The 19,905-nt window shown below is 48.8% G+C and carries 21 protein-coding genes; 3 read left to right on the forward strand and 18 right to left on the reverse strand.

What is annotated here, in order from left to right:
• Positions 1 to 7: 7 nt before the first annotated feature.
• From fliG to flgB, 17 genes are all read right to left on the reverse strand, one after another.
• Positions 8 to 1,030: a flagellar motor switch protein FliG gene (fliG, locus tag ACO6VG_RS00835; RefSeq protein WP_422135156.1), complete on the reverse strand. Its 1,023-nt coding sequence runs from the start codon at positions 1,028 to 1,030 to the stop codon at positions 8 to 10.
• Positions 1,023 to 2,675 (reverse strand): flagellar basal-body MS-ring/collar protein FliF, encoded by a 1,653-nt coding sequence (fliF, locus tag ACO6VG_RS00840; protein ID WP_422472262.1) that lies wholly within the window; start codon positions 2,673 to 2,675, stop codon positions 1,023 to 1,025. The genes fliG and fliF overlap by 8 nt, the downstream gene beginning before the upstream one ends.
• A 14-nt stretch (positions 2,676 to 2,689) precedes the next feature.
• Positions 2,690 to 3,010 carry a flagellar hook-basal body complex protein FliE gene (gene fliE / locus ACO6VG_RS00845; RefSeq protein WP_422135158.1) on the reverse strand — a complete coding sequence of 107 codons (321 nt, stop codon included), beginning with the start codon at positions 3,008 to 3,010 and terminating at the stop codon, positions 2,690 to 2,692.
• 98 nt (positions 3,011 to 3,108) lie between these two features.
• Positions 3,109 to 4,002 (reverse strand): OmpA family protein, encoded by an 894-nt coding sequence (locus ACO6VG_RS00850; RefSeq protein ID WP_422135159.1) that lies wholly within the window; start codon positions 4,000 to 4,002, stop codon positions 3,109 to 3,111.
• A 5-nt stretch (positions 4,003 to 4,007) separates the two neighbouring features.
• The gene (gene flgN, locus ACO6VG_RS00855) at positions 4,008 to 4,517 is read right to left on the reverse strand and encodes a flagellar export chaperone FlgN (RefSeq protein WP_422135160.1); all 510 of its coding nucleotides are present in this window, start codon (positions 4,515 to 4,517) and stop codon (positions 4,008 to 4,010) included.
• Positions 4,489 to 4,797 (reverse strand): flagellar biosynthesis anti-sigma factor FlgM, encoded by a 309-nt coding sequence (gene flgM / locus ACO6VG_RS00860; RefSeq protein ID WP_422135161.1) that lies wholly within the window; start codon positions 4,795 to 4,797, stop codon positions 4,489 to 4,491. The genes flgN and flgM overlap by 29 nt, the downstream gene beginning before the upstream one ends.
• A gap of 103 nt (positions 4,798 to 4,900) precedes the next feature.
• On the reverse strand, positions 4,901 to 5,809 hold the full coding sequence (flgL, locus tag ACO6VG_RS00865; RefSeq protein WP_422472264.1) for a flagellar hook-associated protein FlgL: 909 nt from the start codon (positions 5,807 to 5,809) through the stop codon (positions 4,901 to 4,903).
• Between the two features lie 21 nt (positions 5,810 to 5,830).
• Complete coding sequence (gene flgK / locus ACO6VG_RS00870) at positions 5,831 to 7,462, reverse strand: flagellar hook-associated protein FlgK (protein ID WP_422135163.1); 1,632 nt, start codon at positions 7,460 to 7,462, stop codon at positions 5,831 to 5,833.
• A gap of 14 nt (positions 7,463 to 7,476) precedes the next feature.
• Positions 7,477 to 7,809 (reverse strand): rod-binding protein, encoded by a 333-nt coding sequence (locus ACO6VG_RS00875; RefSeq protein ID WP_422472266.1) that lies wholly within the window; start codon positions 7,807 to 7,809, stop codon positions 7,477 to 7,479.
• Between the two features lie 26 nt (positions 7,810 to 7,835).
• On the reverse strand, positions 7,836 to 8,954 hold the full coding sequence (locus ACO6VG_RS00880; RefSeq protein WP_422472268.1) for a flagellar basal body P-ring protein FlgI: 1,119 nt from the start codon (positions 8,952 to 8,954) through the stop codon (positions 7,836 to 7,838).
• Between the two features lie 11 nt (positions 8,955 to 8,965).
• Positions 8,966 to 9,706, reverse strand: coding sequence for a flagellar basal body L-ring protein FlgH (locus ACO6VG_RS00885; RefSeq protein WP_422138816.1), 741 nt, complete (start codon positions 9,704 to 9,706; stop codon positions 8,966 to 8,968).
• A 35-nt stretch (positions 9,707 to 9,741) separates the two neighbouring features.
• Positions 9,742 to 10,527 carry a flagellar basal-body rod protein FlgG gene (flgG, locus tag ACO6VG_RS00890; RefSeq protein WP_422472270.1) on the reverse strand — a complete coding sequence of 262 codons (786 nt, stop codon included), beginning with the start codon at positions 10,525 to 10,527 and terminating at the stop codon, positions 9,742 to 9,744.
• Between the two features lie 40 nt (positions 10,528 to 10,567).
• Positions 10,568 to 11,302 carry a flagellar basal-body rod protein FlgF gene (flgF, locus tag ACO6VG_RS00895; protein ID WP_422135168.1) on the reverse strand — a complete coding sequence of 245 codons (735 nt, stop codon included), beginning with the start codon at positions 11,300 to 11,302 and terminating at the stop codon, positions 10,568 to 10,570.
• A complete protein-coding gene (gene flgE, locus ACO6VG_RS00900; RefSeq protein WP_422135169.1) occupies positions 11,302 to 12,522 on the reverse strand; it encodes a flagellar hook protein FlgE in 1,221 nt (406 codons plus the stop codon). Before flgE ends, flgF begins: the two co-directional genes overlap by 1 nt.
• A gap of 21 nt (positions 12,523 to 12,543) precedes the next feature.
• The gene (locus tag ACO6VG_RS00905) at positions 12,544 to 13,185 is read right to left on the reverse strand and encodes a flagellar hook assembly protein FlgD (protein ID WP_422135170.1); all 642 of its coding nucleotides are present in this window, start codon (positions 13,183 to 13,185) and stop codon (positions 12,544 to 12,546) included.
• An 11-nt stretch (positions 13,186 to 13,196) separates the two neighbouring features.
• A complete protein-coding gene (gene flgC / locus ACO6VG_RS00910) occupies positions 13,197 to 13,616 on the reverse strand; it encodes a flagellar basal body rod protein FlgC (RefSeq protein ID WP_422135171.1) in 420 nt (139 codons plus the stop codon).
• The gene (flgB, locus tag ACO6VG_RS00915) at positions 13,617 to 14,003 is read right to left on the reverse strand and encodes a flagellar basal body rod protein FlgB (protein ID WP_422135172.1); all 387 of its coding nucleotides are present in this window, start codon (positions 14,001 to 14,003) and stop codon (positions 13,617 to 13,619) included.
• 242 nt (positions 14,004 to 14,245) lie between these two features.
• On the opposite strand from flgB, the gene ACO6VG_RS00920 reads away from it, so the two are divergent.
• Positions 14,246 to 15,178, forward strand: coding sequence for a bile acid:sodium symporter family protein (locus ACO6VG_RS00920; RefSeq protein ID WP_422135173.1), 933 nt, complete (start codon positions 14,246 to 14,248; stop codon positions 15,176 to 15,178).
• Here the strand turns inward: ACO6VG_RS00920 and ACO6VG_RS00925 are convergent.
• Positions 15,156 to 16,844 (reverse strand): SufS family cysteine desulfurase, encoded by a 1,689-nt coding sequence (locus tag ACO6VG_RS00925; protein WP_422138817.1) that lies wholly within the window; start codon positions 16,842 to 16,844, stop codon positions 15,156 to 15,158. The two genes, ACO6VG_RS00920 and ACO6VG_RS00925, sit on opposite strands and share 23 nt — an antisense overlap.
• Positions 16,845 to 17,674: 830 nt before the next feature.
• On the opposite strand from ACO6VG_RS00925, the gene ACO6VG_RS00930 reads away from it, so the two are divergent.
• Both ACO6VG_RS00930 and ACO6VG_RS00935 read left to right on the forward strand, forming a co-directional pair.
• On the forward strand, positions 17,675 to 18,142 hold the full coding sequence (locus tag ACO6VG_RS00930; protein WP_422135175.1) for a hypothetical protein: 468 nt from the start codon (positions 17,675 to 17,677) through the stop codon (positions 18,140 to 18,142).
• A 265-nt stretch (positions 18,143 to 18,407) separates the two neighbouring features.
• Positions 18,408 to 19,634 (forward strand): BamA/TamA family outer membrane protein, encoded by a 1,227-nt coding sequence (locus ACO6VG_RS00935; RefSeq protein ID WP_422472272.1) that lies wholly within the window; start codon positions 18,408 to 18,410, stop codon positions 19,632 to 19,634.
• Positions 19,635 to 19,905: the final 271 nt, after the last annotated feature.

The following is a 19,905-nucleotide window of genomic DNA, read 5'->3' on the forward strand; positions in this document are numbered from 1 at the left end:
GTTTGCATTACCCGATCATCTCGTCCTCATCATTAAAGCTCAGCTCTATCTCACCGGATGCCGCCAGCTGTCGCGCTGCCCGAAGCACATCATTTCGGGCAGACTGAACCTGGCTGGCACGCACCGGGCCGAGGTTTTCAATATCTTCAAGCAGGAATTTGGCGCTTCGTTTGGTCATGGTGCCTACCACAGAATCAACCATCTCCTGAGCAGCCCCCTTGAGCGCCAGAGCCAGAATATCCTGGCTGACCTCCGCCATGACCTTACGCAGCGCATCTTCATCCAGACGCATAAGGTGTTCAAAGAGGAACATCTGTTGTTCAATTTGCTCAGCCAGTTTTTTGTCCTGCTCCTTAAAGTAACTCAACAGACTCTGCACCGAAGTATCATTCATCCGGTTCATTATATCGGCCACCTGACGAAGACCACTGACGGTGGTATTCTGGCTGGTGCTCATTTTGCCGACATTGGCATCAAATATAATGTTAAGTTCTTCAATAATGGATGGATGTAATTCCTGCAGTCGGGCGACTCGTGACAATAGATCCTGATGACTCTTGGCTGGAAGGCGCATTAATACATCGGTAGCCTGCGTGGCTCCCAGATAGGTCAATACCACTGCCTGAAGTTGTGGGTGCTCATCAACAATCAGTTCAGTAATGGTTCCCGAGTCCATCCATTTCATCGCTTCCAGGCTATTGCTCTCACCACCAAAAATAGAGTCCATGACCCCTTTTGCTTCTTTATCACCCAGAGCCAACTTCAAGGTCTTGTTGAGATAGCTTTTTGAGGAGCCGGACAAGGCACTATCGTAGCGATAGGTGTGGAAAAACAGGTCCAGCACTTCCTGAACCTGATCTCTTTTCAATGGTGAGATGGTCGCCATGTTCGTGCTGATCTGTCGAACTTCCCGCTGGCTAAGGTGTTTGAATACCTGCGCCGCACCTTTTTCCCCAAGACTGAGCAGCAGAATGGCTATGTCTTTGGGCGTCGGCTGCCTTGATGGCAAGACTCTCGGATTATCACTCATGACTGTTCATCCATAGCTTGATCACCTGTGCAACCCTGGCAGGAGCCTTCGAGGACAGCTCTCGCATCTGAGTCACCTGAGTTTCAAAATCGGCTAACTCAGGTGGCAACAGATCAAAGGTGTCGTCAAAGATCACTTTCCTGCCTTTCTGGTCAAACTGGGCACCACTTTCCTCGGGCGTTGGAGGAGGTAATGCTTCGGGCTCCTCCATCTTGACGGTGATCTGTTTCATCATGGGTCTTAAAAGAAACATAATCACCAAAATACCCAACAAAGTGCCGCAACCATATTTGACGAAGTAGAGAACCTGCGGCTGTTGCCACCAGGCCAGCCCGACAGGTTCAACATGAGTGACTGGCACAAAGGGTGCGGTGTGAATACTGATCTGATCACCACGGGCCTGATCAATACCTGTTGCATCAATGATCATTTGTTGAATCGTGGCAATTCTTGCCTGGTCCCAGTTACCAATACCCAGCGCTTCATCGGGCAGCTCATTAAGAACGACAGCGACGCTGAGTTTTTGTACTCTGCCCTGCTGATTGGCCACCTGCCTGATCACTTTATCTACTTCATAATTGCGGACAAACTCTGACTGGACATTATTGTTTTGCTCTGCTTCAGCCTGTCCTTCTTCTTCCGGAGGCTGATTACTGAGCGCTCCAGGTATGCCCCTGGCTCCCTGCCCACTGGTTGCCACTTCCCTTCCCTGCTCGCTTCTCAGCACCGGAGCACCAGGCTCATATTGCTCAACCGTCTGTACTACCTGTTCAAAATCCACATTGGCGCTCACTTGAGCTCTGAAGTTGACAGCACCCACCAGTGGCTCTAGCAGGGCACTAATGCGCTGTTGAAAATGAGCCTCAACCTGGCGCTTAAAGTCCAACTGTTTACTGGCTTCACTGAGCGCACTGTTGCCCAGTAAAATATCGGAAGAGAGCAGTTTGCCGGACTGGTCAATGACAGAAACATCGCTGCGATTCATATTGGCGACACTGGCGGCCACCAGATTCACGATGCCTTCAATCTGCTCATTGCTCAACCTGTACCCCGGAAACAGATCGACAAACACCGAGGCCGATGGTTTTCCCTGTTTGCGAATAAAGCTGCTCTGCTTGGGCAGAGCCAGATGGATTCGGGCATTGCGGACGGGTTTCAGGCTGATAATGGTCTGAGCCAGCTCGCCTTCGAGACCGCGCCGGTAGCGGACATTTTCCACAAACTGGCTGGTACCGATCTCCTGCCCATCCAGAGTTTCCAGCCCTTCCGGCATTCTCGCCTGAACTCCGGATACAGCCAGCTGCATACGGGCATCAGAGAGTCTTCCGGCATCCACCATTACCTGACCCGAAGCAGGGTGAATCTTATAAGCAATATTGTTTTGATCCAGCACATTGACGACACTGGCCACATCATAGAGTTCCTGATTGCCATACAGTGGCTGATAATCGGGAGATTGTGACCAGAGCCAGAAAACCGACATCAGGGCAACAGAAACTGCAAACAACACCATCAGCACCACTTGATAGCTGCGATTGTTTTTCAGAACTCCGGTGACTCTGTCCACTGCTTCGCGCCACACAGGCTTCACTTCTTTTTCTTCTGGTGTCGGCTCCGGGGCAGCCTTTTTATCTGATTCTGCCATGGTATTTTTCTACCTTAAATCTGCATACGCATGATGTCTTCGTAAGCAGTCACTGCCTTATTACGGACCTGCATCAATGCCTGAAAGGAAATACTGGATTTCTGCATGGCAATCATGGTGCCCATGAGGTCATCACTCTCCCCGGTTTCAATGTTGTGCATCATGCTGCTGGAATGTTGTTGCAGATCATTAACCTTTTCGATGGCCTGTTGCAGCAGATTGCCAAAGCCGGTGGTAGTCACAGCTTCAGATTCAATTGCGGAAGGTAAAATCGGAGCAGGTCGGTTTTTCAGGAGTACACTGAGGGAATCCGGGTTAAGACCTTTGATGTCCATTGAGCCGCCATCCACTATTGTTCTGTGAAATATTGTTCTGTAAAAGTGCCTGGTGAGAACAGGCTCTTTCGTAGTTGACGATTTATTGTCAGAATTATTTATCGGCGGCTCAGGGTAATCTTTACCCGTCGGTTTTTATTTCTTCCTTCAACAGTTGCATTGGTGGCGACAGGATAGCGGTCACCATGAAAGCGCATGGTAAGACGCTGTTCGGGAATACCTTTTGATCGTAAATATCTATAAATCCGGCTTGCACGCACTTTTGACAGCTGAAGGTTTTCCAGCCTGTCACCCCGAGAATCTGTGTGAGCGTCAATGGCGACATTGGTTACACTTTTATCCACCAGAATATAAGTGGCCAGATCATCAAGATGTGATAACTGCTCAGAGCTTATACGAGAGCCTGAAGAGGAGTAATAGAACAGTGTTTCTTTTGCCTGTTCGTAGTTCAGAGCCAGCAATTCTCCATAACATTTATAAAATGTTGCTGCTGTTTTTTGGAAATTCATAGCGGGTATTTTAATATGAACAGGGTTAACTGCCTCCCTCTCAATCTCAATAACCAGCTGATGACCCTGTTGCATATCTTCCACAACACGGGCAACATTGATTCTCATTTCAAACTGTTTATCCGGCTCTGCTTCAACACCTCCCAGAGCGTTCAGATAATGGCTATGACGCCAGGGTGATTGCTGAACCCCAACACGAATATGTCGGGCTTCTTTAATGAAAAAATCCGGTTCCAGGGTTATATAATGAATGCCTCCGGCAGCCGCATTCAAAACGATACTACCCAGCCCCGTCACTTTGCTGTTCATGCGACACTCGAAACGGGAAGTGGTCAACTCCCATTTATGGAGACTGAGTTCCTGAGGGAATTCTCTGACTGAGTTGGCTGATGATCGGGAAAGCAGCAGCAAGGAGAAGCCAAAAATCGTGAGGCCAAAAATCAACAGTTTCTGAAATCGCCGCAAATCATCAGAAAACCACATGCTGATCAGCCCAGCTTTCTTTCGCAGATGCCCTGTTGGTTATAGGGCACAGGTTCCTGACTGGAAAAAACCACATCAATAATCTGGTTAGTACTGGCAGCCAAACGACTCAGCAGTTTGCCGTTTGCCTGATTCAAACTGCGGCAGCGACCTGCTGTGATTTCCAGTTGATGCCATTGTTTCAGTGTGATTTCAGACTTGGGAGTAGAAGCTATAATCTGCAGAAAAGTTCGTATACCTGCCGGGTCCGGTGACAACCCCGCTTCTTTCAAATAATGCTCTCGCAGGGAAGCATTCAGATGCAGCATGTCCAACAGTTTGACCTGAGTTTCCAGATGAGTTTCCAGAGCTGCAATATCCCTTTCCAGCATCAGGTTATGGGCCTTGCTCAGAACAGCTTCAAGTTTGCGGGTTAAAGCCAGTGCATCTCGAATATTATCCAGCAGTTTTTTTTCAGCAGAGACGTTGTAGGTACCACTTTTATTGTCATTCTTTTCTGTGGTCATCAAAGTCATCGGAAAGCTCCAGAATTTTATTGGCAAGCACTTGATAATCGACCGGCATCTCACCTTTTTTAATGGCGCGCCGAATGCTTTCCACTTTTTTACTGTCAATTTCATCTATGGCTGACAGAGACTGGAACAGTTCTTCAATATTCTGGGCTTCACCGCTCAACTGCAAACGATCATTATTGACTTTAGGGGGCTCGACAGCTTTCGCATCATTTTTAACTGCACGCTGACTTGCTATTGGACTAGCCGCTTTTTTTGGCCCGGTGCGATTTATTCCTGGCATCCTTTTCACCACTCGTATGTGATGGGTACAGAACTCCAATCGGCAAGGTGTCAAAAAATATTAAAATCCCCTGAAATGAGGATTTTTTTTTGCCCATGGCCCGTCAGAAATAATTGAACAGAGACAACTGCTTGATGTTGGCATAAACCTGCTGACTGGCATTGAGCAGGGTCTGCTGCTGAGCCAGATCGGTAGCAGCCTTTGTCATATCAATATCTTCAAGGGATGAATGAAGTTTTTCCAGCATGAGTTTGATATCGGCATGGCTTTCACCCACCCGGTCAAGCACACTCTGATTACTGCCAGCCTTGGTCTGGGCGATCCCTATCCTGTCCAGAGTGTCGTCAATCCATGTCAATGCGTCAGAAAGAACGGTGTTTAAACTCACAGGGTTTCTCAGTTCATCCACTGCATCAGACAGAGCATCAAAGACACTGTCCGTTGGTGGTGTAGCGGTTGGGTCAAAAAACAGATTTTCTCCCGGCTCATTAACCGGTATCTGGGCAGAGCCGCTGATATTGACCTGGCGAAGGTTATTATTGCCATAGTATGAATAATCACCAGCGACCTCATCAACAGGCTTCTGGGTGCTCAGGGTTCCGGAGAAAATATATTGCCCGTCTGCCTGCTGATAATTGGCCAGGCTCAGGAGAGACTGATTAACCGTATTCAGCTCCTCTGCCAGTGGCACATAGTCCTGATCAGTCAGGGTTCCGTTGCTGGACTGCAAAATAATGTCTCTGGCACGCCGCAGTTGCTCAGTCATTCCACTGTACAAAACATCTTGCTGTTGCAGCATTCTCCTCGCCGAATCAATATTATCTTCATACTGTCCTATTGCCGTTAATTCATTATTGATCTGAAGAATTTTTACTGTGTCAACGGAGTCATCTGATGGTTGCAAGATACGCTTTCCGCTTGCCATCTGGTCAGTGGTTACAGCCAGTCTGGCCATACCGTCCTGCATAGCCCTGAGCATAATATTATTGAAATTGATGCTGCTGATACGCATGTTTTCGGCTTCCTGTTTTAATCAGAACATTCTCAGCAATGAATCAAATGTCTGCCGGGCCACTGAAATTACCTGAGCATTGGCACTGTAAAGTTGCTGAAAGCGCAGAAGGTTGGCGGCTTCTTCATCCAGATTGACACCGCTATAAGCATTTCGGCTCGCTTCAGCCTGCTCAAACAGCTTTTTACCCCCATCGGCTTCTGTTTTCGCCTGAGAAGTCTGTACCGCAATATCGCCAATAAACCGGGTATAGCTTTCAGTCAGACTACTTTGCCCTTCTATCAGAGCATCATTCTGAAGCTGAATAATTGTCTGCAAGTTTGAATTATCGGCCACGCCGCCACCTGGTGCTGCCAGAGCCAGAGCAAAAGGTTCCGTCAGAACCGCATCAAGATCTCTGGCACCATAACGCACCGGTGACAACCGGTAAGCCTGGTCAGTAGCGGTGCCGTCGATATCAATTTCAACACCATCAAAGTTCAGGGTATCGGTACCGGCACCGGATAAGCTGCCACTGAATTGAACCCCGTCGTTCAAACGGGTAATAACATAGTTGCCGGTGTTATCTACCCGCAGATCATAGTCGCTGGCTTTGACTTGGGAACTATCCGTAATTCTCATATCAGACACTGCGGTAGAGACAACGTCCAGGGAAAATATACCACTGGCAGGATTTGTCAGATCAGAAAAAAGGTCGACACCGGCGTTGCCATTAACATCTTCCCCAAGTCGAAGCTGGGCATTGATCGTCGATGATATGACTACTGCCAGGCGCCCAATCTCATTTTGAGCCTGTGTTAAAGTGCCATTCTGGTAATTCAGGATGCCACCAATGCTGCCTCCCGGATCACCGTGTACCTTTAGAGAGGCAGAATCACTTTCAAACTCCAATGAAAAGCCATCAGGGTTGCTGGCTGATCCGCTCACATTCAGGTTGTTTCTCTGATCACCAACCAGCAGTGGCTGCCCTGATTTCAGATAAATATTAATACTGCCATCTGACTGCTCCAGAACATTGATGCCCATCAGCTTTGATAATTCTTTGACGGCCAGATCCCGCTGGTCAAACATCTCGTTAGCAGCCTCACCACTGGCACTGATCTTCTTCAGCTGGTCATTAAAGCCGACAATATTTGCCAGCAAACCATTCGCTTCTGCCACCGCAGCCTCCAGCTGCCGCCCGACCAGCCCCTGATGACCCGCAATTTGGTTATTCAGTGTCGTAAACTGCTGAGCCAGCTTACTACTTTCGCTAAGTATGACCTGCCTGGCAGCACTGGAATAAGGATCAACCGTTGCGCCATTGAGCGTCGTAAAGAAACTCTCGAGGCCTGAGGTAAGAGAGGTGCTGTCATCGCCCAACCATTGGTCCAGCGAATTGATGTATTCTGAAAAAGTGGCGGTTTTTTCTGCCAGAGATTGGCTCTCCCACATCTGGGCAGTAAGAAAACTATTAGCTATTCGCTCGACACTGGATGCATTAACACCGGTTCCCTTGGTACCGATTCCCGGATGCAAAGTGTAAGTCGGGTACCAGTAAACCCTTTGACGGCTATAGCCTTCTGTTTCGGCATTGGCAATATTATTGCTGGCGACATTAAGCGACGCCTGGCTGGCCTGTAATCCAGAAATACCTATCTGCGTCAGACTCATGTCATCTACCCCGATTAACGTTCAGCATCAAGCCCGTCGTCTTTATCACCCAGCTGCCTTACCAATGCCTCAGCGATGCCCAGCCCGCCTTCTTTACCCAGATGTCCGGCAATCTGGCTGTCAAACATTGACTGAAAAAACTGCACATCCTTGCCCGATGTCGGCAAGTCTGAGCTGCTCATCATCGCCTCATTGGCCCTGCGCATACTCTTGAGTAATTCGTTAACAAACAGGGCTTCAAAGGCTTCTGCTGCTTCTTTCAGATCCTCCGGAGCTTTTCCCTGACCTGAGTCCGGCTGATAAATACCGGCCAGATGTTTAGCCGACAGAGTGCTGCCAATATCCATATCGAAAGCCCTTATCGTAAATCCATTTAAATCACAATGAGTTCAGCTTCCAGAGCCCCGGCTGCTTTGAGCGCCTCAAGAATTGACATCAAATCTGTGGGTGTCGCCCCGACACCGTTAATAGCCATGACCACTTCCTGCAAAGTGACTCCTTCCTTAACCATATAGATAGCGGCATTCTGCTCTTCTATTGTCACATCACTGTTTAATATGACTTCTGTGCCTCCTCCCTGAGAGAATGCACCAGGTTGTGATACCGAAGTTGCCTGCCGGACTTTGACGACCAGGTTGCCATGACTGACTGCAGCCGGACGAACACGAACATGCTCGCCCATAACCACAGTGCCTGTTCTGGAATTGAAAATAATACGTGCCGCAGGATCTGCCGTTTCAACATTCAGCCCTTCGAGCATGGACATAAAGGCCACCCGCTGGCTACTGTCTTTGGGAGCCGAAACCAGAATAGAGACACCATTACTGGCGTTGGCGACTTTGGGGCCAAAGTGATTATTAATGGCCGTCACTACCCTGCGAGCATTGGTATAACTGGGTTCTTTTAAATTCAGTACCAGCTGTTCCCCAAAGTTGAAAGCGCTCTTTACTGAACGCTCAACCAATGCACCTCCGGGGATGCGACCGGCGTTAGTACTGTTAATCTGTATAAGGCTACCCGCGACTGGAGCATCCGCCGCTCCTGCCAAACCCTGAGCAGAAACTCCGCCCACAATCAGACTGCCCTGGGCCACTGCAAACACCTCGCCATTAATACCTTTCATCGGTGTCAGCAGCAGAGTTCCACCTCTGAGGCTCTTGGCATCACCAATAGAAGAGACGGTTACATCGATTTTCTGACCCGGACGGGCAAAAGGAGGCAAGCTGGCATGGACGGTGACCGCTGCAATATTTTTTGAATTCACATCAGAACTGCTGATGGTTAATCCAAACTCTCTCAGCATGTTCACCAGTGATTGTTTGGTAAACGCTGATTTATCTCCGGTGCCATCAAGCCCCACCACCAGACCGTAACCAATCAGCTGATTATTTCTGACACCTTCAACATCCACCATATCCAGCAAACGACGGGCACTGGCATTACCTGCCAAAACCAGCATAAGAAAAATGATGCCCCATCGCGTTGAAGACATAATGACCCCTGTCAAAATGGAAACCATGGACTGTTAAGCATCTTGCTCACCCAGCCTGGTTCATGGGCATCTGAGTTAATGCCTAATGCCACGTAATCAATTTTTGCTTCCGCCAGTCGCTCAGACGAAACCTTGTTATCCGTTTTGATATCTTCCGGCCGGACCAGCCCGCTGATCTTGATCAGCTCTTTACCCGAATTGATGGTCAGCCATTTTTCTCCCTCGACCCTGAGGGTGCCATTGTTGAAAACCTCGACCACCTTCACGGCAATATTACCTTTCAGGCTATTACCACGACTGGCGGAAGTATTGCCTCCGTAAGTTCTGGAAGGCTGAATTTCAAAGGCCAGAGATCTGCCCCCGCCAAGAATCGATGCACTGCTTTTACCAAGCAGAGTGGGATCAGGAATGCTGATGGCATTATTTTTGTTGACATTACTTAAACCACTCATGCTGATATTCGTGGTACCTTCCAGCTCGATGGTAAGAATATCGCCCAACCGATAGGCACGACGGTCGGAGAACATAAAATACCCGTAGTTGGCATTAAACAGACTGCCGTTGGGATAAACAGCTTCGTTGTAAGAGTTCCCCTTTTGAAAGGCCACTTTTTCGAGAGCCATTTTTTCCGCTTCAGGTTCAGGACGCTCTGTCACTTGCTGTTGATTACCAGCAGGTTGGGTGTCCCCCTGACGGGGTGCAGTCGAACAACCCAACAACATAAAAATGGCTATAAAACACAGAAGTCTCATTCCCTGCCCTCTATCCAGCTCTCTATCCAGCCCTGTTAAAGAGTCTGGTTAACAAACTGCATCATTTCATCAGCCGCTGCTATGACCTTGGAATTCATTTCATAGGCCCGTTGTGCTGATATCATATTGACCAACTCTTCCACTGAGCTGACATTGGATGTTTCCAGAGTAAACTGTTTCAGCGAGCCCAGACCTCCCTCACCCGCAGTGCCTTCTACCGGATCACCACTGGCGTTGGATTGCAGGTACAGATTCCCCCCCAGAGCCACCAGGCCAGCCGGATTAACAAAATTAACAACGGTGATCTGGCCTATTTCTGTCGGTTCAACCTGCCCCTGAATGGTTGCCATAACAATGCCATCTTCACTAATACTGATTCCGGTAGCGTCTGCGGGCAGGGTAATGCCGGGCTCCAGGGGCAAACCACTGGCATTCACCATTTGACCATCTCCATTCAAATGAAACTGACCATTTCTGGAGAATGCAGCGGTTCCATCGGGTTGAGTAAACTGAAAAAAACCATTACCGATGATCGCCACATCCAGGGCCTGTTTCGTGGTTTCATAACTACCGGGAGTAAACACTTTCTGGGTTCCGGTAATTTTTACGCCGGTTCCTATCTGCAGGCCGGAAGGCAATTCGTTGTCCTGGTCTGACAGCGCCCCCGGCTGTTTTCCAATGTGATAAAAGAGATCTTCAAAGCTGGCCCGATCCCGTTTAAAACCGATGGTATTGACGTTGGCCAGGTTGTTGGAAATGATGGCCATCTGCTTTTCCTGAGCAGCCAGCCCAGTTTTACTGACCCATAATGAGGGATTCATAGACTCATCCTCTGAGCTATAAGTTGTTATCTGCTGTCAGTTACTGATCTCTGACTAAACGGTCACCTGCAGAAGCCATGTCGCCAGCGGTTTTCATCAGCTTCATCTGGGCCTCAAACTGTCGGCTGAGGCTTAAAAACGACACCATTTCTTCCAGAGCATTAACATTACTGCCTTCAAGAAAACCGCTTCGTAACCTGACTTCCGGATCCGCCTCCAGCTCTCCACCCTCAATCGAACGAAAAAGCCCGTCTGCGCCTTTGGTAATTTCTGTAATAGTCGGGTTCACCAGCTTTAACTGGCCCACCTGAACAGGATTGCCGCCCTCAGCAGGTACAATACTTATCGTGCCGTCTACACCAAAGGAGACAGACTGATTATCCGGTAACTGAAGAGGCCCGCCATCTCCGATAACGGCATACCCCTGGGCGGTCAGTACGTTACCTTCGTCATCTATTTTTAACTGTCCGGCTCGGGTATAAGCTTCATTGCCATCACTGCCCTGGACTGCAAACCAGCCACTGCCACTGATCGCAACATCCATTGCACGACCGGTAGTCTCCATTGCACCGCTGGCAAAACGACTACCGAGTCCTCGCATTTTCGGCATCACCCGGGCTTCAAGGCCATCACCCTTCATTTCCACGGCCATACTGCTAACAAAGTCCCGGCGGAATCCGGGGGTAGAGACATTAGCCAGATTATTGGCATGTACCTGCTGGGCTTGCATGGCCAGATTGGCTCCGGCTGTGCTGATATATAGAACTTTATCCATCAGATAATATTCATCAGTGCCTGAGTAAGGTTGTTACTGGTTTCAATGGTTTTGGCATTGGCCTGATAGTTACTCTGGGCCTCAATCAAACGCACCAGTTGCAAAGAGATGTCGACATTGGATTGTTCCAGTGCTCCTGACTCCAGGGAACCCATAACACCCGCTCCCGGAATACCCAAAGCAGCATTACCTGAAGCAAAGCTTGACTGCCAGAGGCTGTCCCCTATTGGAATCAAACCACTGTCGTTAGCAAAATCGGCCAGAACGATCTGCCCCTGAACCTGGGTTTGTCCGTTGGAGTAAAGCGCCTGAAGAATACCGTCAGCAGTAATCTGAATACCGTTGAGTGAGCCCGGAGGAAAACCATTCTGGGTGACCCGGTTTACCGATGAGTCAGTGCCCAACTGAGTGAAATCTGAAAAATCGATGTTGAAGCTCATCGCGTCAGCACCGGACAGCCGGGCATCCCCGGCTGGAATACCCAGAGTGACCGCGCCGCCAACAGGGGTTGCCAGGGTTCCATCGTTATTAAATGTGACCGGCTGAGTCAGGTCCGGCCCCTGCCCATCAAAATAATATTCAATGTTCCAGGCGTTATCTGCAGTTTTTGCAAAATACATACTGACGGTGTGCGATCCACCCAGACTGTCATTAACATTAAATGCCATGGTGGAATTAAAGGTAGACCGGTTGGTTGGGTCTATTGCCACAGCAGGCGTAATGGCATCCGTTCTGGCATCCAGATTGGCAAGCGTCACCACATCGGTAGTTGCCTGAGCGGGTATAGAGGTCTGGTTGATTTTCAGGTCAGTCTGGGTACCGGCCAGTACGTTGCCTGATGCATCCGCTGAATACCCCTGAAGCCTCAGGCCCTTATTATTGACCACATTATTATTGGCATCTAACTGAAAGAAACCGGCTCTTGTGTAATTCATTTGGCCATTGTCATTCACGACAAAAAAACCCTGACCATTAACCGCCATATCAAGCGCATTATCTGTTGAAGTGATACTGCCCTGTGAGAACTGCTGACTGATAGATGCCACCTCAACACCTGCCACCTGACCATTACCACTACCTATCGAAGAGGCATAAACATCAGAAAATTCTGCACGGGACCCTTTAAAGCCAATGGTATTACTGTTGGCAATATTATTACTGACTATTTCCAGATCCTGCTGTGCAGCATTTAATCCGGTCAACCCGATTCTAAACGACATTCTCCACCCTCCCTGACAGTCTTATTTGCCAATTGTTGAGATAGAAGACAGTGGTACAGATCCCATGCCTTCAAGCCTTAATTCACTTCCGGAACTGGTCATATTGATACCGGTGACCGTAGATTTCATAGACAACTTACCGCTATAGGCTTCATTACCATTGACTCCGGTCGCAGTGACCGTGTATTGCCCGGGAGCAAGATCATCCAGAGTGAATGGAATAATGCCTGCCGACTGTTGTCCCAGTGATTTGGACTGAACCAGACTACCATCCGGCGTATAAATCCGAATAAGAACGTCCGAAGCATTAACCTGCAACTCGGTTTTCCCGCTGTATTGACCTTCCTCTTCTATCGACAGGCTATTGGAGTCAACCCAGACTTCTTTCCCTACCAGTCCGGCTGCCCCCAGAGACTGGGACTGCTGAAGTGAACTGGTCAGACCACCAATTCGATCATCAATAGAGTTCAGGCTTTCAACAGAGGATATTTGCGAAAGCTGTGTCAGCATCTGGTTGGTGTCCATCGGCGCCAACGGGTCCTGGTTGTTCAATTGTGCGATGAACAGTTCGATAAACTGATCCTGGTTGACCTGTAGCGTTCTGCTGTCATTGTTCACAGCGTTAACGCTGCTGCCTGATGAGACCGAATTAATGCCTGTCATAGCTCTCCTTTTTACTCACCAAGCGACAGCAGTCGTTGCTGTAATTTCTTGGCGCTGACCATAACTTCCATACTGCTCTGGTAGCTGCGAGTGGCCGACAGCATGTCAGCCATTTCCTGCATCACATTGATGTCGGGATAGAAAACGTAACCCTCCTTGTCAGCCAGAGGGTTATCAGGTTCGTATCGTTTATTTTTGGCACTGGGTGGCATTTCCAAAACATCATCAACCTGCACCAGGGCAGCTCCTCTATTTTCTCCAACAGCCTGCTTGTAAATGGCAGAAAAAACGGGTTTAACAGGGCGGTAAGCTTCTTCAGCAGTGCTGCCTGCACTGGAGATATTAGCCAGATTACTGGCAATGGTATTCAGACGAACCATCTGGGCATTCAATGCCGAACCGGATATTTCATAGAGGTTGTCCAGTTTCATTTATCGACCCCCCTTAATAGCCTGCTCAAGGGAGCCAAGCTTTTTACGGAGAAAAATAAGACTGGTTTGAAAGTCCATGGCATTCTGAGAGAAGTATGCCTGCTCAACGCCCAATTCTACCGAGTTGCCATCAGTAGTTTGATGGAATGGAATGCGATACAACATTGAATTGTTTTGCCCAGTGGGTGGCATGTCCAGATGCCTGCCGTCGGTGGTGGCATCTCCGGAAAGCTGCCCATTCAAGATGGTTTTAAACTCTACATCCCGGGCTTTAAATCCCGGTGTATCAATGTTTGCCAGGTTTCCGGCAATCACTTCAGCACGGACTCCCCGAAACGCCAGAGCCCGGGGATGAACACCCAACGCAGCTTCAAAACTGATGGCCATAGGAGTTAAGCTCCTGCTTTATCGTTATTGATTTACTCCTGATCAACGACAATCCGGTTTTTACTCATTGCCAGACTAAGCAGCTTGCAGCAAAAACAGATTGTCGGTTTCAATGCTCCCTCTGTTACTCAACTTGCTCTGAGTGGTCTGTCACCCGGGTTCACATTGGTTTAAGATTTATCTAGCGACTCAAGAAAATCTTTAGCTGCCAATGATTAACGGTTGGCGTGGAAAAATCCTTCATGCTTTTGAATACGATGACACGACTTTTTCCTTTATGGGCGGTTATCTTTTCGGCCCTCGCTTATTCCTTCCCAGAGGGCTTTGACCACCTTGGTTACCTGATTACTCCGGGACTCAGCCTGATCATGTTGTTTATGGGACTGACCTTATCAGTGACCGACTTCGCCCGAATCAAAAATCGTTTACCCGCGCTCTCTGCTGGAGTGATTCTGCAATTCGGTATCATGCCTTTTGCCGGGTTATTGATTGCACAACTTCTGAGTCTTCCCGTGGATTTGACAATAGGCATGATTCTGGCTGGCAGTGTTGCCGGGGGGACCGCTTCTAACGTGCTGTGTTATCTGGCCAGGGGAGATGTTGCACTGTCCATTTCAATGACCGCTGCATCAACTCTGATAGGCGCTTTCGCTACTCCCCTGTTAATCAGTCTTCTTGCTCACCAGTATATTGAAGTGGAACCACTGGCAATGATGTGGAGCCTGGCCAGGATAGTTGTTTTACCGGTGGCTCTGGGGGTTCTGATCAACCATTTCTGCGATGGTTTCGTGCAAAAACTGAGCCCTCTGTTTCCACTCTGTTCCATGGCTAGCATCCTTCTGGTCATTGCCGTGGTCGTGGCGTCTAATGCTCAGGAGCTGCCAGAAATTGGACTCATTACTATTCTGGCAGTGGCTTTGCACAACGGCACAGGACTGAGTCTGGGTTATCTGGCAGCGTACCTGTCAGGCTTTGACCGGAAAACCTGCAAGACCGTCGCCATTGAAGTCGGGATGCAGAACTCCGGTCTGGCTGTTGTACTGGCTACCAAATTCTTTATGCCTACCGCTGCTCTGCCGGCTACATTCTTCAGCATCTGGCATAACATCACAGGCTCTGTTCTTGCAGCCTGGTGGGCAAAGACAGATACCGTTATTCAAACCGGTGAGCAATAGATCTGATCTCTTCTATAATCGCCCTCAGCCCATTGCCCCGTGATGGGCTCAGATGGTTGTACAGGTCCAGACTGGCAAACCATCCATCGATATCAAAACGACTGATGTCTTTTGGTGTACAACCATTAAAGACGGAAATCACGATAGCGATGAGCCCCCTGATCACTCGGGCATCAGAATCCGCAGCGAAGAACAGCTTCATGGACTGCTCGTCATAAAAATGATGCAACCAGACGGTACTTTCACAGCCATGAAGTCGTGACTCTTCGGTTCTCATCGTTTCTGGCAGAGAAGGCAGTTTCTTGCCAAGTAGCATAATATGAAGGTACTTTTCCTGCCAGCTTCGGGCATTGGTGATTGTCTGGAAAATCTGATTTTTCGTAAACTCGGCAACATGCTCACCTTCAAGCTGGTTGAAGAAGGCTGAATCGGCTTTAATCTCTTTGCTCAGGGGAGAAGCATCAAACTCGCCGTTCACAATACGGGTCAGCGCTAACAGGAAGGCATCCACATCAGCAAGTGTGTTATAGAGAGAAAAAGAAGCTCTGACGGTTCCTGACAATCCCAGATGCTCCATCAACGGCATGGTGCAATGATGGCCAGTCCTTACGGCAATACCCTGTTGATCCAGCAATAGACCAATATCCTGATTGTGAAACCCTTCGACTACAAAAGAGACGACAGACACTTTCTCTCTGGCTTCCCCCACCAAAGTGACTCCGGGAATTTTTCTCAAACCAGCTTCCGTTTTTCTTCTCAGCCTGTCTTCATGCTCAGCAATCTGTCCCATATCCAGTGACCTCAAAAAACGGATGGCTTCCCCGAGTCCGATCACGCCCGACACATTGGGAGTACCCGCTTCGAATTTGAAGGGTAAGTCGTTGAACGAAGTGCCGCTGAAACTGACCCGCCGAATCATTTCTCCCCCGGCCTGCCAGGGTGGCATGTCTTCCAGTAAGGCTTTACGACCGTATAAAACACCGATACCGGTTGGGCCAAATACTTTATGGCCGGAAAAAACATAGAAGTCACAGTTAAGTTTCTGTACGTCAATAGCAGAATGCGCCACTGCCTGGGCGCCATCCACCAACACCAATGCGCCCCTGGCTTTGGCTTCAGGAATAAGCGTTTGAAGCGGGTTCACTGTTCCAATCGCGTTGGAGACATGGGTAATAACAAGAATCCTGGTTCTGTCCGTCAACTGTTCGCGAAAACTCTTGCTATCAAGTTCTCCCTGCCTGGTGACACTGATGACTTTGATCACAGCGCCTGTTTGTTCGGCCACCAGTTGCCAGGGCACAATATTGGCATGATGCTCCATGGCCGAAAGCAGAATTTCATCGCCCGGCTGCAACTGACTTCTTCCCCAACTTTGAGCGACCAGATTGAGAGCTTCTGTCGCGCCCCGCGTCCAGATAATTTCGTCAGAACTGGCGGCATTCAGGAAATGCTTAACCTCCTCCCTTGCTTCCTCAAAGGCATGGGTTGAGCGAGCACTCAGGTAGTGTGACGCACGATGTACATTGGCATTGGCTTCCCGATAAAAACGATCTATGGCTTCAATGACCGGGAAAGGTTTCTGGGTAGTGGCAGCATTATCCAAATACACCAACGGATGGCCATGGGCATGCTGTTCCAGAATGGGAAACTGCTTTTTCAGGTTCATATGAGCCTTTCCTGATTCGATTCGGGCATTGTAAGCACTCAGCCATACGGAATCGAATATTTCTGGCTTATTGGGCAGGTGCTCTGCAAGGCGCAACGACGGGAACATAGCAAGCTATGTGACCAGAGTTGCAACGCATCACGACTGCATGGATGCAGGAGCTAGAGCAACGCAGGAGCAGTTGCCGCGAGTGCCTGAACAATAAGTCAGAAAATATGATTTCGTATGGTTGAGTACTTATTGATGAATGCGGATTATTATCAATTGACGGTAGCGACAATATGTTAGCGACAATATTAAAGTCAGGATTTGTGACGATGCTCAGTCTGTAAATTATGAAGAAACGAGATGCTATCCACCTTATGGTTGACTGTTTCCAACATTAACCATTTGTGCTCGCATAAACGTCAGGGTGTTCTAGGAGCCTGACCGAGAATAGCGCCCGTAGCGAGGACGGCAGAAAATTGAGTATGAAAATTCGGTTTTGTGAGGAGAATAGCGAGCTATTTGACGAACAAAAGCGGATTTTCAGACCAATTTGCTGCCGCCGCAGTAGGGCAGACTATTCTCGGTCAGGCTCTTAGCAGCCTGTCGGACTTAAGCGTCCGTAGCGAGGATTGCAAGAAATTGAGGATAAAAATCTCTGTTTCTGAGGAGAATAGCGAGCTATTTGACGAAGAAACAGAGATTTTTAGACCAATTTATTGCAACCGCACGACTGCATGGATGCAGGAGCTAGAGCAACGCAGGAGCAGTTGCCGTGTAGGACAGTCTTAAGTCCGACAGGCTGCTAGAATACAGGCTGCAGCAATGCAACCGGAGATTTAATTATGTCGAGGCAAAATGCAAACCAAACCGTTACGATAGCATTTATCATGGTTTTGTTATCGCTCTGCTCCATGAATGCCTTCTCCGTTGGTCAGGCACAGATAGAATTCATACAGGGAGGCGGCGAGGATACTTTCACAGTGACTACGGGAGTTCCAAGAGAATGCATTGACCATGTCTCGCCGTGGTCTGTGCAAACCACTGCAGGAAACGAAAAAATCATGAATATTTATTACCGTCAGGAGGCGCCCTACTGTGACATAGATCCGTCCATCCTGCTTTTCGAGGTAAAAAGTAATCAACACTCTGACAAGCTTGCCCAATTTAAGTGGTTGAAAGATGCGGATGAAGACCCGACTTTGGTCGAAATCTATGACCCTGATCATTTATTAACGGTTGATGCTGGCGATGTCTATCGTATCAAGGTCACGGCTAGCTATGGTGGTCGGCCTCAACAAGAACTCAGGTAAATCAGAACACTTCAGTGTGAAACAAACTACGAGCTGGCCAGAACATTATCAGGGTAACTAACTGTCAACTCAGATTTTTTTATCATACTGAGAGAGGGTCGACTGCATAATCCAAAGTTCAGCAGGTCAATAGGCACAACCTCTTATTCCAGAACGTTGGAACCAATTAGAAAATAGCGCATTACCTTAAGGATCTGCTGCACACACAATGCGCAACAATACCCAACGCGGACAAAAAACAAAGCTTGTTGGAGCTTCTTTACTCTTGACTGCCGGGCTTCAAAGCGCGTTTGCTGCGACGCCTGCAAGTGAAGAATTCGATTTTGCCGGAATCCCCTTCCTGTTCAGTTCTGAAGACTGGGGCACCGCCTTGGGTGGTGCCGGACTTATCAAAGGCATTGGACAACCACAGGCCTCTCTGTTCGGAACCGCCATTGCCTCCAGCAATGGTTCCGCGATGGCCTATGCCGGTCTTTATAATCTCATCATTCCCGGTTTTGATCAGATGCTGGTGAGTGTCAATGGGCTTTATGGTGATTACACACAGTCCAGATATTATTTGCCCGGCAACCCTGACTTTTCCGGAGAGCAACCCGGCAGCAATGAGTCGAGTAAGGAAAACTTCATAACCCCTGGCAGTATTGAACAAAGCTATTCAGTCCGTTTCAAATACATTTTTCCTATTGCAGAAGGTCGAAACGGTGCACTGTCCAGCCTGAAACAGGATGCACTGGGCAATGCCGCTGCGGGTAAAGTCTGGAACCCTCTGATATCCGGTATCAGCTCTTTCGACATTCAGCCTTTTTACGAAAGTGTGAAACTTGAAGACCACTCGACAGATTCTGCAGACGAAGCTGCCGGTATCAGGCTTATTCTGGATTATGACAATCGTAACGCCAGTCAATTGCCGACCCGGGGCAGTCAGACAACCTTCACCTACACCAGGGACTGGGGTAGCGAAAGCCGTGCCGACTGGACAACCTGGCAATTTGAGTTCAGCAAGTTCTTTAACCTGGGTAGCAATGACTATCTTGACCAGCAGGTCATCGCCTTGAACGCCTGGCTGGCTGATACGCCTACCTGGAACGACACTACCGATGTCAACGGCGTAGAGGAGTACAAGCGCCCCCCTTCTTTTGCCGGAGTCTCTCTGGGCGGCTGGGATAAGCTGAGAGGTTACAACACTGAGCGTTTTCATGGCCGATCAGCAGTGTCTTATAGTCTGGAGTACCGGGCAGTTCCTCTCTGGCAGCCACTTGAGAATCTAGCTGTCATCGGACCTCTGTACGATATTCCCTGGTGGCAATGGACCCTGTTTGTTGATGCTGGCCGCGTTGCTGACGACTTCGACCTGAGAGAACTTCACACCGATATGAAATACAGCGTGGGCGGTGGTATCCGCTTTAAGGTGGAAGGTGTCACTGTAAGAACTGAAATCGCCAGCAGCAAAGAAGACAACCGGCTTCGCATCTTTATTAACCAGCCTTTCTGAGGATTTACCAGTGAGGACACTCTGCCTCACTGGCTCTGCCACCTTTCCGAGATTTTATTTTTTTCTGGCAGATGCTGACTGCGTGTGTTATACCTGACAACACGTTAAATAACTTGATATGTATTTGTCAGCCATGAAAACCAACCCCATAAGCAACATCATTCTGCTACCAGTCGTGGTGATTATCGTCTCTGCGCGGGGGTCTGTTGGCTGACAGATCAGAGTTTCGAGGAACCCCCCGCACCGAAAGGTTCGGGGGGTTTTTTCGTAT

The sequence above is a fragment of the Endozoicomonas sp. ALB032 genome (assembly GCF_049310125.1).
Taxonomy (GTDB): domain Bacteria; phylum Pseudomonadota; class Gammaproteobacteria; order Pseudomonadales; family Endozoicomonadaceae; genus Endozoicomonas_A.

Bases quoted from the DNA above. Each gene is read 5' to 3' on its own strand.
- flgK (WP_422135163.1), bottom strand. From the start codon at position 7,462: ATGAGTCTGACGCAGATAGGTATTTCTGGATTACAGGCCAGCCAGGCG.
- flgB (WP_422135172.1), bottom strand. From the start codon at position 14,003: ATGGCCATCAGTTTTGAAGCTGCGTTGGGTGTTCATCCCCGGGCTCTG.
- flgM (WP_422135161.1), bottom strand. From the start codon at position 4,797: ATGCCAGGAATAAATCGCACCGGGCCAAAAAAAGCGGCTAGTCCAATA.
- flgF (WP_422135168.1), bottom strand. From the start codon at position 11,302: ATGGATAAAGTTCTATATATCAGCACAGCCGGAGCCAATCTGGCCATG.
- ACO6VG_RS00930 (WP_422135175.1), top strand. From the start codon at position 17,675: ATGTCGAGGCAAAATGCAAACCAAACCGTTACGATAGCATTTATCATG.
- ACO6VG_RS00925 (WP_422138817.1), bottom strand. From the start codon at position 16,844: ATGAACCTGAAAAAGCAGTTTCCCATTCTGGAACAGCATGCCCATGGC.
- ACO6VG_RS00885 (WP_422138816.1), bottom strand. From the start codon at position 9,706: ATGAGACTTCTGTGTTTTATAGCCATTTTTATGTTGTTGGGTTGTTCG.
- fliF (WP_422472262.1), bottom strand. From the start codon at position 2,675: ATGGCAGAATCAGATAAAAAGGCTGCCCCGGAGCCGACACCAGAAGAA.
- flgN (WP_422135160.1), bottom strand. From the start codon at position 4,517: ATGACTTTGATGACCACAGAAAAGAATGACAATAAAAGTGGTACCTAC.
- ACO6VG_RS00880 (WP_422472268.1), bottom strand. From the start codon at position 8,954: ATGTCTTCAACGCGATGGGGCATCATTTTTCTTATGCTGGTTTTGGCA.
- flgL (WP_422472264.1), bottom strand. From the start codon at position 5,809: ATGCGTATCAGCAGCATCAATTTCAATAATATTATGCTCAGGGCTATG.
- fliG (WP_422135156.1), bottom strand. From the start codon at position 1,030: ATGAGTGATAATCCGAGAGTCTTGCCATCAAGGCAGCCGACGCCCAAA.
- ACO6VG_RS00875 (WP_422472266.1), bottom strand. From the start codon at position 7,809: ATGGATATTGGCAGCACTCTGTCGGCTAAACATCTGGCCGGTATTTAT.
- flgG (WP_422472270.1), bottom strand. From the start codon at position 10,527: ATGAATCCCTCATTATGGGTCAGTAAAACTGGGCTGGCTGCTCAGGAA.
- ACO6VG_RS00905 (WP_422135170.1), bottom strand. From the start codon at position 13,185: ATGACAGGCATTAATTCGGTCTCATCAGGCAGCAGCGTTAACGCTGTG.
- flgC (WP_422135171.1), bottom strand. From the start codon at position 13,616: ATGAAACTGGACAACCTCTATGAAATATCCGGTTCGGCATTGAATGCC.
- ACO6VG_RS00920 (WP_422135173.1), top strand. From the start codon at position 14,246: ATGCTTTTGAATACGATGACACGACTTTTTCCTTTATGGGCGGTTATC.
- ACO6VG_RS00850 (WP_422135159.1), bottom strand. From the start codon at position 4,002: ATGTGGTTTTCTGATGATTTGCGGCGATTTCAGAAACTGTTGATTTTT.
- flgE (WP_422135169.1), bottom strand. From the start codon at position 12,522: ATGTCGTTTAGAATCGGGTTGACCGGATTAAATGCTGCACAGCAGGAT.
- fliE (WP_422135158.1), bottom strand. From the start codon at position 3,010: ATGGACATCAAAGGTCTTAACCCGGATTCCCTCAGTGTACTCCTGAAA.